The 12,343-nt window shown below is 62.1% G+C and carries 8 protein-coding genes; 5 read left to right on the forward strand and 3 right to left on the reverse strand.

Annotation, left to right across the window (positions count from 1 at the left end; all coding sequences use genetic code 11):
• Positions 1–2 precede the first annotated feature (2 nt).
• Positions 3–3,221 (forward strand): transporter substrate-binding domain-containing protein, encoded by a 3,219-nt coding sequence (locus OC71_RS15355; protein ID WP_041070783.1) that lies wholly within the window; start codon positions 3–5, stop codon positions 3,219–3,221.
• Positions 3,222–3,225: 4 nt separating this feature from the next.
• Here the strand turns inward: OC71_RS15355 and dkgB are convergent, their stop codons facing one another.
• Positions 3,226–4,029, reverse strand: coding sequence for a 2,5-didehydrogluconate reductase DkgB (gene dkgB / locus OC71_RS15360; protein WP_041070786.1), 804 nt, complete (start codon positions 4,027–4,029; stop codon positions 3,226–3,228).
• 319 nt (positions 4,030–4,348) lie between these two features.
• On the opposite strand from dkgB, the gene OC71_RS15365 reads away from it, so the two are divergent.
• The 3 genes from OC71_RS15365 to OC71_RS15375 all read left to right on the forward strand — a co-directional run bounded on the left by OC71_RS15365 (position 4,349) and on the right by OC71_RS15375 (position 7,403).
• A complete protein-coding gene (locus OC71_RS15365) occupies positions 4,349–5,215 on the forward strand; it encodes a pirin family protein (protein ID WP_041070789.1) in 867 nt (288 codons plus the stop codon).
• Between the two features lie 207 nt (positions 5,216–5,422).
• On the forward strand, positions 5,423–6,865 hold the full coding sequence (locus tag OC71_RS15370; RefSeq protein WP_041070791.1) for a mechanosensitive ion channel domain-containing protein: 1,443 nt from the start codon (positions 5,423–5,425) through the stop codon (positions 6,863–6,865).
• A gap of 97 nt (positions 6,866–6,962) precedes the next feature.
• Positions 6,963–7,403, forward strand: coding sequence for a carboxymuconolactone decarboxylase family protein (locus OC71_RS15375; protein ID WP_041070794.1), 441 nt, complete (start codon positions 6,963–6,965; stop codon positions 7,401–7,403).
• A gap of 108 nt (positions 7,404–7,511) precedes the next feature.
• On the opposite strand, the gene OC71_RS15380 is transcribed toward OC71_RS15375, so the two are convergent.
• Entirely contained in the window at positions 7,512–9,104 is a 1,593-nt protein-coding gene (locus tag OC71_RS15380; RefSeq protein ID WP_041070797.1) for a DHA2 family efflux MFS transporter permease subunit, read from the reverse strand.
• Complete coding sequence (locus tag OC71_RS15385) at positions 9,101–10,222, reverse strand: HlyD family secretion protein (RefSeq protein WP_041070800.1); 1,122 nt, start codon at positions 10,220–10,222, stop codon at positions 9,101–9,103. Before OC71_RS15385 ends, OC71_RS15380 begins: the two co-directional genes overlap by 4 nt.
• 342 nt (positions 10,223–10,564) lie before the next feature.
• On the opposite strand from OC71_RS15385, the gene OC71_RS15390 reads away from it, so the two are divergent.
• Positions 10,565–12,292 (forward strand): ShlB/FhaC/HecB family hemolysin secretion/activation protein, encoded by a 1,728-nt coding sequence (locus OC71_RS15390; RefSeq protein ID WP_041070803.1) that lies wholly within the window; start codon positions 10,565–10,567, stop codon positions 12,290–12,292.
• Positions 12,293–12,343: the final 51 nt, after the last annotated feature.

Raw genomic sequence — 12,343 nt, forward strand, 5'->3', positions numbered from 1 at the left:
TGATGAATCGGCAAGGCTGGTGCTGTGTCCTGTGGTTGAGCATCACGGCCACCTCTTGGGCCAGTGACCCGGCGCAGCACCTGCAACTGTTGCCCCAGGCCGAACTGGACAATGTCCATGTTGCGCTCGATGGGCGTGACCGTCAGTGGTTACGCCAGCATCCGGTCTTGCGCATGGGCATTTCCGGTGCGGACTATCCGCCGTTCGAAATCACCCGCAATCAACAAGAGCTGGAAGGGCTCACCGCCGATTACGCCGAGCTGCTGGCGCAACTGCTCGGGGTGCGCATCGATGTGCAGCGTTTCGCCAATCGCGAGCAAGTCATGGCTGCGCTGAAACATGGTGAACTCGACCTGCTCGGCACCTCCAACAGCTTTGAACTCGCCGACCCTGATTTCGTCCTGTCGCGACCCTACGCCGACGATCAGCCGATGCTGGTGACCCGGTTTGACGAAACGTTGTCGGTGGATCTGGCAGGCAAACGCATCGCCATGGTCGAGGATTATCTGCCGCTGGCCAGTGTGCAGGCGTTCTATCCCGAGGCGCAGGTGCTGCGCTATCCCTCGGCGATGGACGCACTGGGGGCGGTGGCTTTCGGTGTCGATGATGGCTATCTCGGCGATCTGATCAGCGCCAATTACCTGATCAACACCAATTATCGCAATGACCTGCAATTGGCCGGGCCGTCCGGGCTGGATGCCAACGCCTTCGGTTTCGCCCTGCGGCGCAGTGAAGTACGCCTCAAACGCATCATCGACAAGGCGCTGGCGGCAATTCCCATGGAGCGTCGTCAGCTTATCGAGCAACGCTGGAGCGCAGGACGCGCGCAGATGGCCGCACAGTCGCGGGTACACCTGAGTGCCAGCGAGCAGGACTGGTTGGCGCAGCACCCGGTGGTGCGGGTGGGGGTGATCGAGGACTTCGCGCCACTGAGTTTTTTTGATGCCGAGGGCCGTTTCAGTGGTCTGTCGGCACAGCTGCTCAACCTGATCAGCCAGCGCACCGGTTTGCAATTCGACGTGGTTCGGGGGCGTTCGCTGGACCGCCAGATCGAACAGCTCAAGGCCGGTGAACTCGACGTGTTGCCGGTGGTGACGCCCAGCAGCGAGCGTGAAGCCGAGCTGCAGTTCACCCGCGCCTATCTGAACAACCCGTTTGTGCTGATCAGTGCGACAACGGCCGGCAGCCCGCGCAGCCTCGACGATTTACAGGACAAGCGCCTGGCGATTTATCGCGGGCATCCGTTGCGCGACTACCTGGTGCGGCGCGTGCCACGAGTCCGACTGGTGGAGGTGCGCAGTCCCGCCGAGGGCATGGAACTGATCGTCAAGGACCAGGCCGATGCGACCGTCAGTTCACTGCTGGTGGCGCGCTTTCTGCTTGCCCGCCAGTACCGCGAGCGTTTGCGCATCACCAACACCGTCGGCGATCAACCGGCACGCATTGCATTGGCGACTGCACCGCAAGCCACGGCGCTGCACACAATGCTGAACAAGGCACTGCTGAGCATCGCGCCGCAGCAGATGGACGAGTTGGTCGAGCGCTGGAGCCATGATGTGGTGGTGGAGGAGAGCTATTGGGTGCGCCACCGCCGCGAGATTGTCCTCGGGTTTGCCGCCGCGGCGGGGTTGCTGGTGCTGGCGCTGGCCTGGATCGGTTTTCAGCGCTGGCAGTTACGTCAGCGTCAGCAATGGTTGCATCAGTTGCAGCAGGCCAAGGAGGCGGCTGACGATGCCAACCGCGCCAAGACGACTTTCCTGGCGACCATGAGCCATGAAATCCGCACGCCGATGAACGCGTTGATCGGCATGCTCGAACTGGCGCTCAAGCGTGCCGAGGAGGGTGTCACTGACCGGTTGGCGATTCAGGTTGCGTCGGGCGCCGGTCAGCAACTGCTCGCGCTGATTGGCGATATTCTCGATATCGCGCGCATCGAATCCGGGCAGTTGTCCCTCGCGCCGCAGCGGGCCAACCTGCGCGAACTGGTGGCCTCGGTGTGCCGGGTATTCGAAGGGCTGGCGCGACAAAAGTGCCTGTCATGGCACATCGAGCTGGGGGCGGGCAGTGACGTTGACGTATTGATTGATCCGGTGCGCTTCAAGCAAGTGCTGTCGAACCTGTTGAGCAACGCGATCAAGTTCACCGAGCAAGGCGAGGTCAGCTTGCGGCTATCAGTGCACGCGATGCCGCTCGCAAGCGTGGGCGTGACGGTGGTGATCGAAGACAGTGGCATCGGCATCAGCGAGCATGACCGCCAGCGCCTGTTCAGCCCGTTTGTTCAGGCCGGCAACCCCGGGCAGTCCGCGCGCAGCGGCTCGGGGCTGGGGTTGGTGATCAGCCGTGAGCTCTGCGAAATGATGGGCGGTACGCTACGCCTTGTCAGCGAGCCGGGACATGGAACACGGGTCGAGGTCAGTCTGCAATTGCAATCGTTGGCCGCGCTTGCCACCGAGGCTGCAAGCACCGCGGTGGCGGACACGCCGGCGCGCTCACTGAGCGTGCTGGTGGTGGATGACCATCCGGTCAACCGGCTGCTGCTCTGTTGGCAGTTGAGTGAACTCGGCCACCGCACCGTTGATATGGAGGACGGGGAACAGGGGCTGCAACGCTGGCGGGCACAAGCGTTTGACGTGCTGATCACCGATTGCAATATGCCCCGGCGCAACGGCTACGAACTCGCGCGGGCGATCCGTGGCGAAGAGGCGGCGAGCGGCCGGGCACGGTGTCTGATTCTCGGCTTTACCGCCAATGCGCAGATCGAGGAAAAGGCACGGTGTCTTGAGGCCGGTATGGATGATTGCCTGTTCAAACCGATCCGCCTGGCTGATCTGGCGCTGGCGTTGCAGGGCGCCAGGCACAGCGAAAATGCGGGCGAGCCGAAGCAGCCACGGCCCTTGACCGAACTCGACCTGAGTGCGCTGGAGCAAATGGCCGGTGACGATCATGCGCTGATGCAACGATTGCGAGAGCAAGTCTTGTGCAGCCTGCAGGACGACCTGCAACGGCTGGACGTCGCACGCCGGCCCCTCAATCCGAGTGAATTGCGCACGCTGGCGCATCACATCAAGGGCGGCGCGCAGATGGTCGGTGCCGCGCGAGTGGTGGCAGCCTGTGCGGATCTCGAGCAGGCCTGCCGAGACGCCGAAATCCAAGTGGTCGAGCGCTCGGTCGAGGTGCTGCGCCAGGCCATGCTCAGTCTCGCGCAGCGCCTTCAGAGCTGAACGATCAGTCCCACAGCGGAGCAATGCCTTTCGGGCTGGTCAGGCGCTGGCCGCGCTCCAGCGTGGCGATCAACGCCATGTCGGCGTCGCTCAGGGTCAGCGCCGCAGCACCGAGGTTGCTCTGCAGATTGGCGCGTCGGGTCGACGATGGAATCACCGCGTAGCCCTGTTGCATTGCCCAGGCCAGAGTGACTTGCGCCGGGGTTGCTTGCAGGCGTGCGGCAATCTGCTGGATCAGCGGGTCCTTGAGCACTTCGCCATAGGCGAGGGTCATGTACGAGGTAATCTGGATGCCTTGGCTTTGCGCGAACTCGACCACTTTGCGGTTTTGCAGGTACGGGTGCAGTTCGATCTGGTTGGTGGCGATGTTTTCTGCGCCGACCGCTGCAATTGCCTGTTGCATCAGCTCGATGGTGAAGTTGGAAACGCCGATCTGCCGGGTCAGGCCCAGACGTTTGGCTTCGAGCAGCGCGCCCATGAACTCGGCGACGGGCACTTGATCTTCCGGCGATGGCCAGTGGATCAGCGTCAGGTCGAGGTAGTCGGTCTGCAGCTTGCGCAGGCTTTCCTTGAGGCTGTCGATCAAGCGATCCTTGGCGAAGTTGGCGATCCAGATCTTGCTGGTGATGAACAGCTCTTGGCGAGCAATGCCGCTGGCGGCGATGGCTTGACCGACCTCGGCTTCGTTCTCGTAGATCTGCGCGGTGTCGATGACGCGGTAACCGAGATCCAGCGCATTACGCACCGAATCGATCACCACCTGGCCTTGCAGGCGAAACGTACCCAGACCAAAAGCGGGAACAGACATTGATGACTCCAGGGTTGCAGTGAGAATGGGCGGGAGTATCCGCGTCTGCGTTCTTGAGAAAAACCGCTGGTGGGACAAAGCACTGTTGAGCACAAGTCACGAATCTTGCGGGCGCTGCGGCACGCCGCGATCTTTTGATCCTGTTATTAAAATCAAAAGATCGCAGCGTGCCGCAGCTCCTACAGGGCGAGGCGGGGACGCTTTTGGATGAGGACTGTTCTATGAGTGGGACGCTAAGACTGGTTTTTGCCGTCTAGTCCTTCAACCGTCATGGATTTAAGCTTAATTCATTGCGTCACCCACTTTTCTGGAGGCAACCATGAAAAACATCATCGGTATCTACACCAGCCCTCGCGGCCATTGGGTCGGCGATGGCTTCCCGGTTCGCACTCTGTTTTCCTACGACAATCTGGGCAAGCACATCAGCCCGTTCCTGCTACTCGATCACGCAGGACCTGCGCAATTCACCCCGACCACCGAGCGCCGCGGTGTTGGCCAGCATCCGCATCGTGGTTTTGAAACCGTGACCATCGTCTACGACGGTGAGGTACAACACCGTGACTCCACCGGCAGCGGCGGCACCATCGGCCCGGGCGACGTGCAGTGGATGACGGCTGCGTCCGGGATCCTGCATGAAGAGTTTCATTCGGATGATTTCGCCAGAACCGGCGGCAAGCTCGAAATGGTGCAGCTGTGGGTCAACCTGCCGGCCAAGGACAAAATGGCCGCGCCCGGCTACCAGACCATTCTCGACGGCGATATTCCGAATATCGCGCTGAAGGACGACGCCGGCAGCCTGCGGCTGATTGCCGGTGAGTTCGATGGGTATACAGGCCCATCGCGCACGTTCACGCCGATCGACGTCTGGGACCTGCGGCTCAATGCCGGCAAGTTGTTGAGCCTGGATCTGCACGAAGGGCGCAACACTGCGCTGGTGCTGTTGAAAGGTTCGGTCAAGATAAACGGTGTGGAAACTGCGGGTGTCGGGCAGTTGGTGCTGTTCGAGCGCGACGGTCGTCAGTTGACCCTTGAGGCCAGTGAAGACGCGGTAGTGCTGCTGCTCAGCGGCGAGCCGATCGACGAACCGATTGTCGGCCATGGTCCGTTCGTGATGAACACCGAGCAGGAAATTCATCAGGCATTCGCCGACTTCCAGTCCGGGCGTTTTGGCCAAATGCACGGGTAAATTTCACCCCTGTGGGAGCGGGCTTGCTTGCGAAAGCGCAGTGCCAGTCAATGCGTGTCTGACTGATCCACCGCCTTCGCGAGCAGGCTCGCTCCCACAGGGGTTTTTGGTGTTTTTGCGCGGGCGTTCTGCCTCTGAAATCAATTGCTCCTACACTGAGCCAATCTGTGCGATCTTCTCGCGATTGGCCCGTATCGGAGTGGTTTGATGCTGTCTTTCTTGACCGAACATCCGTTGTTTTGCGCGTTGATCCTGATCCTGCTCGATCTGGGCCTGTGGCGCCTGATCAGTTCCCGTGGCAGCGCGTGGAAGCTGTTGGTGCGGGTGCTGATTTTCAGCCTGTTCAGCGCGGTGCTGTTCAACGAAGGCCTCAACCCGATGGAGCCTGCGCCGTGGGCGGACAACGTGCCGTTGCATCTGGCGGCGACCGGGTTGCAGATCGGCTGGTGGCTGTTCGGTGCGCGCACCCTGACCGTGCTGATCGGCGCGGTGATGATGCAGCGGGTCGGGCACACCGGACGGCTGTTGCAGGATCTGCTCGGTGCGGTGATTTTCCTGATCGCGATTATCGCGGCCCTGGCCTACGTGCTGGATCTGCCGGTCAAAGGTGTGCTGGCGACGTCCGGGGCCTTGGCGATCATTGTCGGTCTGGCGTTGCAGAGCACCCTCAGTGATGTGTTTTCCGGGATCGTGCTCAACACCACCAAGCCGTATCAGATCGATGACTGGATCTCCATCGACGGCACCGAAGGCCGGGTCATCGACATCGATTGGCGCGCTACGCGTCTGCAGACCAGCCAGGGCAGCATGGCGGTGATTCCCAACTCGCTGGCGGCCAAGGCCAAGATCATCAACTTCAGCCGGCCGAGCAACATGTTCGGCCTGGCCGTCAGTGTCCAGGTCAGCCCGCATGCCCGGCCCAATACGGTGATCGATGCGCTGGAACGGGCGATGCAGGGCTGCCGTCCGCTGCTGGACAATCCCGCGCCGAGCGTCGCACTGAAAAGCGCCAGCAGTACCGGTGTCGAATACGAAATCAGCGGCTTTGTGTCGTCTATGGACCAGAAACGTCCGGTGCGCAATCAGCTGTTCGATCTGGCTTACCGGCATCTGCAGGCGTCCGGGGTCAATCTGTTGTCGAGTGTCGAACCGATCGTCACCGGCAATCTTTCGCGGCCGCGGGCGCTGCTCGACAGCTCACCGATTTTCTCCACGCTGCGCCAGGAAGAGAAAGACACCTTCAGCCAGAACATGACCCTGCAAACCTTCCGTGCCGGCGAGACGATCCTCGAAGCCGGGGAGGTCAGCGATCATTTGTTCATTATCGAATCGGGCGTGGTCAGCGTGACCTTGACTCGCCATGGCAGCCCGTTCGAATCCGGACGCATGGGGCCGGGGGAGGTGATCGGCGAGGCCGGCATCCTCTCCGATTCGTCGGTGCCGGCGACCTTCGCGGCGAAAACCTTCTGTGCGCTGTACCGCATCGAGAAGACCTATCTGAAGCCGTGCCTGGATGCCCGCCACGACATCAACGAGGCGATGAAAGCCTTGCTCGATTATCGCCTGCACAAGGCTCAGACCCTGACCCAGGACGTGCCGACTGTGGTGGCGAAAACCGGGTTCCTGCACTGGTTGCGTCAGCGCGTGTGACGCGGTGGTCTACTCGTCTTCCGGGAGATTGGCTATTTGTCCGGGGCAGTGGCGGGACTACCTTAGTCACACATTCACTGGCCCCGGAAACTCCACCATGAAAGCTCGTACCGATTTCTACACCGCCTCCCCAGACGCCCTGAAAGCGATGATGGCCCTGGAAACTGCGGTCTCGAAACTGCCGCTGGAAAAGACCCTGATTGAACTGGTCAAGCTGCGCGCTTCGCAGATCAACGGCTGCGCCTTCTGCATCGACATGCACACCGCCGATGCAATCAAGGGCGGTGAGACCCCGCGCCGGCTGTTCGCGGTGACCGCGTGGCGTGAGGCGCCATTCTTCACCGAGCGCGAACGTGCGGCGCTGCTGTGGACCGAGTCGCTGACTCAACTGAGCCTGACTCACGCGCCGGACGAAGACTATGACATGGTCGCCGCGCAATTCACGCCCAAGGAAATGGTCGACCTGAGCGTGGCGATCAGCACCATCAACAGCTGGAACCGTCTGGCCGTGGGCTTCCGCAAAACCCCGCAGCTCTGAGCCGCAATACATAACCCTGTAGGCGCTGTCGAGTGAAACGAGGCTGCGATCTGTTAAAGACAAGATCAAAAGATCGCAGCCTGCGGCAGCTCCTACACGGGCGAGGCATCAATGCGCATCCGCGCTCGGCGCAGACGGTGGTTGTACCTTGCGCATCAAGGGCACCATCGCCGTGGCGATGATGAAGCACAGCATGATCATCAAAAAGGTATCGCTGTAGGTCTGGGTCTGCGCCTCGCGGTAAGTCAGCAACCACAGTTGACGCAGGCCGGCGGTGGTCCCGACATCACCGCTCTGGCCCAATGTCGCCAGGTTGCCACTGACCTGCGACAACCACTGATTCAGCGCCTCGTTGCTGCTGTTCAAATGCTCGGCCAGGCGGGTGAAGTGCAGGTTGGTGCGGTCATTGAGAATGGTCGCGCAGGCGGCAATGCCGATGGCCCCGCCCAGATTGCGCATCAGGTTGAACAGCCCCGAAGCGTGCTTCAAGCGCGCCGGTGCCAAACCTCCCAGAGTCAGTGTCACTGCCGGCGGCACCGCCAGTTGCTGGGCGATCCCGCGCAGCGCTTGCGGTAGCATCAACTGGCCGGCGCCCCAGTCGTGGGTGATTGGACTGAACTCCCACATCGATACGGCAAACAAGCCCAACCCAAGCATCATGATCCAGCGCAAATCCATGCGATTGGCGAGAAAGGCGTACAACGGAATCGCCATGATCTGGAACACCCCGGTGGAAAAAACCGCCAGACCAATGTCCAGCGCGCTGTAGCCACGCACCCGGCCGAGAAACAGCGGCGTCAGGTAAATCGTCGCGAACAGACCAATCCCGGTGACGAAGGAAAAGAAGCAGCCGAGGGCGAAATTGCGATCCTTGAGTGCGCGCAGATCGACGATCGGATTGGCCACGTGCAAGGTGCGCCCGATAAAGGCCAGACCCGCCAGACCGCTGATCCACGCCGTGGTCAGAATCGTTTGATCGCTGAACCAGTTCCAGCGCGGACCTTCTTCGAGGGTGTATTCCAGGCAGCCGAGAAACAGCGCGAGACACACCATACTCAGGTAGTCCGCGCCCTTGAGCAGCGCCAGTTCCGGCTGGTCGATCTTTACCAGCATTGGTACTGCGACGGCGACGAAAATCCCCGGCACCAGGTTGATGTAGAACAGCCAGTGCCATGAGGAAATGTCGGTAATCCAGCCGCCGATTACCGGACCCAAGGTCGGCGCCAGCGAAGCCACCGCACCGATGGTCGCGGCGGCGATCACCCGTTGTTTGCCGGTGAAGAAAAAGAACGCGGTGGTGAACACCAACGGAATCATCGAGCCGCCGAGAAAGCCCTGCAGCGCCCGAAAGGCGATCATGCTCTGGATGTTCCAGGCCACACCGCAAAGCAAACTGGCCAGGGTGAAGCCGACCGCCGAAGCACAGAATAGCCAGCGGGTGGAGAACACCCGCGACAGCCAGCCTGACAGCGGGATCACGATGATTTCGGCGATCAGGTAACTGGTCTGCACCCACGCGGTTTCATCGGTGCCGGCCGAGAGCCCGCCGCCGATGTCGCGCAGCGAGGCCGAGACGATCTGGATGTCTAGCAGCGCGATGAACATGCCGATGCACATCGTGGCGAAGGCGAACACTTTGGTCGCGGTGGCCATGTCGGCGGCGTTGAACGGTTGCGCCGGGGCGGTGAGGGCGGTGCTCATGGTGCGACGGCCACGGCGCTGGTTTCGGCTTGCGCGCGGGTGTCGACTTCAGCGGTCACCGATAGCCCCGGCCGCAGATGGCCGAGCACGCCATCAGCCGGATCGAGGAGGATTCGCACCGGTACCCGCTGGACGATTTTGGTGAAGTTGCCGGTGGCGTTCTCCGGCGGTAGTACGCTGAATTGCGCGCCGGTGGCAGGGGCGAGGCTGTCGAGGCGGCCGTGGAACTCCTGGCCGGAAAGCACGTCGGCGCGGATGCTCACCCGTTGCCCGGGTTTCATCCGCGCCAGTTGGTCTTCCTTGAAATTGGCATCCACCCACAGACCGCTGGCCGGCACCACCGACAACTGTTGCGACCCGGCCTGGGCATAGGCGCCGACCCGTGCGCGGCGATTGCCGATCACGCCATCAACCGGCGCGCGCAGTTCGGTGTAGCCGAGGTTCAACTGCGCCAGATCACGCTCGGCCCGGGCTTGTTGCAGGGCGGCGCGGGCCTGTTGTTTCTGGGTGTCGATCACCGCCAGTTGGCGCTGAGCGGCGAGCAATTCGGCCTGGGCGCGGGCACTCAGGGCCTGGGCGGTCTTGAAGCTGGCGTCGGCGCGCTGGGCGCTTTCCACCGACACGGCATTGGTGCTGACCAGACGTTTGTAGCGCGCATTGTCATCCCGCGAGCGGGCGGTTTCGGCACCGGCGGCATCGATGCCGGCGCGGGCCTGGCCGATCACCGCTTGCTGCAGTTGTTCAGTGGCATCGAGGTTGGCCAGCAGCGCCTCTTCGGCGGCTACTGCGCCTTCGGCTTTGGCGAGGTTGGCGCGATAGTCGCGCGCGTCGAGGCGGATCAGCACGTCGCCGGCCTTGACCGACTGGTTGTCGCTGACCAGCACTTCTTCGATGTAGCCGGCAATCTTCGGCCCGATCACCGTGACGTCGCCACCGATGTAGGCATCGTCAGTCTCCTCGAGAAAACGCCCGGTGCTCCACCAATGACTGGCGTACACGCCGACCACGACCAGCGCGATCAGACCAGAGCCGGTCAGCAGCAGGCGCTTGCGCAATGGCGGTTTGGCGGGGGTGACCGGGGCTGACAGGTCGGGCTCGAGGGTGGACATGGCGGTCATGGCGTAATACCTGCGGGAACGAGTAGTTATTACAGTCGCAATATGACGCAAGTAATATTTTGTGGCAATTATGTTTTTGTGCCGGTCGTCAGTTGCTTACCCGGCCTCGGGGTTTGGAGCGGTTTCGATGAATGACAGCCCTGGTAATGCGGGGCAGGTCTTCGAGTACTCGATGAAAGCCCTCGGGGAAACCCTGATGGCCTAGCGTTGAACACAGCAAAATCAAATGTTTAAGAAATGTAAGCGCTGTAGGAAGCGTCTTGCATTTGCGTAAGAAGGCTCTGACTATCACTCGCATTGATGAAGTGGCATTACGCCATTTCATGCTTGCAAGGATGTTGCGTGCCGTATTTGCTTCGCGCTGTTTCTCGTCGTCGCTTCACGCTTTGCCCGCTGTTGTCGGCCTTTGTGTTGAGTGTGTGTGCCTCCTCGATTCAAGCGGCCGACCCTGTTGCGCCGGGCCAGGAAGTGCTGCGCCAGCAGCAACAGCAACAACGCGATCTGCAACAACTGCAGATGGAACAACGCAAGCGCCAACTGGAGCGCGGTGCGTTCGGCCCGGCGCCGGCCACACCAGCGCTCCCGCAGACAGTCGCCCCCGATGAACGTTGCTGGCCGCTAAGTGGCACGCGCATCGGCGGTGTCACGCTGATCGACAGCGCCAAGCTCAACGCCCGGATCAAACCGCTGCTGGCGCCGTGCATGGGCGTCGGCCAGATCAACCATCTGCTGGCGACCATCACCGCCGCCTACGTCGAGCAGGGCTACATCGCCAGCCGCCCGTACCTGTTGAGTGCGCCGGCGGCGGGGCAGTCGCTGGACATCATGGTGGACGAAGGCTACATCGAGTCCATCGAACTGGCCGATCAGAGCCTGCCCGTTTCGCTGGGTGGCGCGTTCCCGCACATGCTCGGCCAGCCGCTGAACCTGCGCGATCTGGAGCAGGGCCTGGATCAACTGAACCGCTTGCGTTCGCTTGACCTGACCGCCGACATCGCCCCCGGCAGCCAGCCTGGCGCGTCGCGAATCATCCTGCGCTCGCGCACTTCCGGACAGTCGCGCTGGGCGTTGGGGTTGGGCGTGGACAACCTCGGCAGCGCCAGCACCGGGCGGGATCGCAACAGCGTCAGCCTGAGCGTCGACAGCCCGTTGCAACTTAACGACCTGCTGAGCCTCAGCGCCAGCGACACGTTGAATCAGGGCGACCGCTACAGTCGCAACGCCAGCCTGTATTACGCGATTCCCTACGGCTACTGGACCTACAGCGCATTCGCCAGCCACGCCGAGTATCGCGCGCCGTTCAAACTGCCCAGCGCGACCCTGTACAGCACCGGCATCACCGATCAACTGAGCCTGCGCGCCGACCGCGTGTTGTGGCGCGACCAGAGCCGCCAGCTCAGCGCCAACCTGCAACTGGCACACAAGGACGTCGACAGCTACCTGGAGAATGTTCGCCTGGGCATTCAGAGCCCGACCCTGACCGTGGCCGAAGCCGGGCTCAATCTGTTCTGGCTCGACCGTGCGGTGTGGAACCTCGACTTCACCTACTCGCAAGGCCTGCGCTGGCTGGGCGCCGATGACGACGCCAATCACGCGGTCAACAACCTGCCCAAAGCGCAATTTCACAAGTACCGCGCCGGCCTCAGCCAGTGGCGTAACGGCCAGTTCGGCGCGCAAGCGTGGCAGTGGCAAAGCCAGCTCAATTTGCAATACAGCCCCGACCCGTTGCCAGCCATCGAACAGTTGCTTGGCACCGACGATTCGGCAGTGCGCGGCTATCGGGTCAACAGCGCATCCGCTGCCAGCGGCGCGATCTGGCGCAACACCCTGCGTCTGCCCCTGCGCAACGACTGGCCGGTGCAGATCACCCCGCGCGTGGCGCTGGACAACGGCTGGCTCAAGGCCGACCACGGTGCCCAGGGCCAACGCCTGAGCGGCGCCAGCGTCGGGCTGAATCTGGGCTGGAAGAATCTGCAAGTGGACGTCGACTACCAGCGCGCCCTCAACACCCCCAACGGATTGCAGCACGAGCCAGAGACCTGGCTGATGCGCGTGGGGTTGCAGATATGAGCACCACCGAGACTCATCAAGCAGTGAACAAACAGCCGTCGGATCTGAGCG

This window comes from Pseudomonas sp. W15Feb9B (assembly GCF_000828175.1).
Classification (GTDB): Bacteria; Pseudomonadota; Gammaproteobacteria; order Pseudomonadales; family Pseudomonadaceae; genus Aquipseudomonas; species Aquipseudomonas parakoreensis.